This window comes from Craterilacuibacter sp. (assembly GCF_051659485.1).
Classification (GTDB): Bacteria; Pseudomonadota; Gammaproteobacteria; order Burkholderiales; family Chromobacteriaceae; genus Craterilacuibacter.
Map to the genome: position 1 here is coordinate 1 of NZ_JBOFOO010000244.1, position 1782 is coordinate 1782.

Consider the following 1782-nt stretch of genomic DNA (forward strand, 5'->3'; position numbering starts at 1 on the left):
CCGGGCTTCAAGGACGCCTGGCAGCAATATGTCGAGTCCGGCTGGGCCGGCCTGCGTACCCCGGTCGAGTTTGGCGGTCAGGGCATGCCGGCACTGGTGGCGCTGGCCACCGAAGAAATGTGGTGTTCGGCCAACCTCGCGTTTTCGCTGGCGCCTTTGCTGACGCTGGGTGCGGTCGAGGCGATTCATCATCACGCCAGTGACGAGATGAAGGCGGTGTACCTGCCGAAAATGTCGACCGGCGAGTGGACCGGCACCATGAATCTGACCGAGCCGCAGGCCGGCTCCGATCTGGCTCAGGTGCGCTCCAAGGCGATCCCGGCAGGCGACGGCAGCTACAAGGTCAGCGGCCAGAAGATCTTCATCACCTGGGGCGAGCACGATATGGCGGATAATATTATCCACCTGGTGCTGGCCCGCCTGCCGGATGCACCGGCCGGGGTGAAGGGCATCTCGCTGTTTGTGGTGCCCAAGTTCCTGATTAATGCCGACGGTAGTCTGGGTGCACGCAACGATGTGCACTGCGTGTCGCTGGAACACAAGCTGGGCATTCACGGCAGCCCGACTGCCGTGATGAGCTTCGGTGACGAAGGCGGTGCCGTGGGCTATCTGGTGGGCGAGGCCAACAAGGGCCTGGGCTATATGTTCACCATGATGAACCACGCGCGTCTGGGCGTGGGCGTCGAAGGCATGGCCGTGTCCGAGCGTGCCTACCAGAAGGCAGTCGAATATGCGCGTGATCGGGTGCAAAGCCGCGCCGTCGGCTCGCCAGACCCCGCCGGCGTCGCCATCATCCGCCACCCGGATGTGCGCCGCATGCTGATGACCATGCGCGCCCAGATCGAAGCACAGCGCGCACTGGCCTGTGTCGCCGCGGCAGCCATGGACCGTGCCGCCCGTCACCCGGTTGCCGAAGAGGCCGCCCGCAATCAGGCGCTGGTCAACTTCCTGATTCCTATCGTTAAAGGCTGGAACACCGAACAGGCGAATGAAATCACCAGCCTGGGCGTGCAGGTTCACGGCGGCATGGGCTTTATCGAAGAAACCGGCGTCGCCCAGTACATGCGTGATGCGCGCATCACCGCCATCTACGAAGGCACCACCGGCATCCATGGTCTCGACCTGATCGGTCGCAAGACCTTCAGCGAAGGCGGTGTCACCGCGCTGGCGCTGTTGGAAGAAACCAAGCTGGTCGCCAGCAAACTGGCGGCCAGCCTGCCTAGCCTGTCGGCCAATCTGCTGGCTGCGGCCAAGGATGCCGAGCGTTGCGTGGCGTTTATCCTTGACACCTTCAAGCAGAATCCGCAACTGGCCGCTGCCGGATCGGTGCCTTTCCTCAAGCTGATGGGGATCGTGCTGGGTGGCTGGCAGATGGGGCGCGCCGCGCTGATCGCCCAGACGCAACTGGCTGGCGAGGATGCCGATACCGATTTTATGTCGGCCAAGATCATCACCGCCCGTTTCTATGGCGAGCACCTGCTGCCCCAGGTTACCGGCCTCGCCGATAGCATCATCAATGGTGCCGGCAGTGTGCTGGAAATGCCGGAAAACCTGTTCTGATCGCAACTTGATCCGTAAAGCAAAAAACGCCACGGCTTGCCGTGGCGTTTTTGCGTGTGAAGACGCTGCTGCGGACTTAAACGCCGATCACGCCGCCATCAATACGCGTGACGACCACGGTGGCCGAGCGCGGACGGGCCTTGGCACTGCTGTCGCTCTGGCTGGCCGGCCAGGCGCTGGTGGGCACAGCCAGCGTGCCATCCTCGCCCGGGTGCTGCACAT

1 protein-coding gene is annotated in these 1782 nt (G+C 63.4%); it reads left to right on the forward strand.

The window, feature by feature from the left end; all coding sequences use genetic code 11:
* Positions 1–1560: acyl-CoA dehydrogenase (locus ACRC1E_RS08525; RefSeq protein ID WP_438514673.1), on the forward strand; the 1560-nt coding region annotated here is incomplete at its 5' end.
* Positions 1561–1782: the final 222 nt, after the last annotated feature.